Source organism: Pseudomonas sp. C11 (assembly GCF_034683865.1).
Lineage (GTDB): Bacteria > Pseudomonadota > Gammaproteobacteria > Pseudomonadales > Pseudomonadaceae > Aquipseudomonas.
The window spans coordinates 1-260 of the sequence record NZ_JAWIIP010000061.1 but is presented as its reverse complement, the minus strand read 5'-3'; the positions used below and the strand labels follow the sequence as shown (position 1 = coordinate 260).

Below are 260 nucleotides of genomic sequence, written 5' to 3'. Positions count from 1 at the left end.
CGCGCGCGATTACCTTAAGGAAAACCACATTCACTTCATGCCAGTATTAAACGAAGAGCTGGGCGCGACCGAGGTGTGTGGCAGCCAGAAGGCCAACCTGTTCCACGGTGCGCGCTACGACGTCGTGTTCGCCATGTGGTACGGCAATGGTCCGGGTGTCGACCTCAGCGGTGACGTGTTCAAGCACGCCAACTCGGCCGGTGTATCCTCACACGGCGGTGTACTGCTGCTGGCCGTTGACTACCACGGATGCAATTCAT

1 protein-coding gene is annotated in these 260 nt (G+C 58.5%); it reads left to right on the top strand.

Annotation, left to right across the window (positions count from 1 at the left end; genetic code table 11):
• Positions 1-260: hypothetical protein (locus VC352_RS24920; protein WP_322982168.1), on the top strand; the 260-nt coding region annotated here is incomplete at both ends.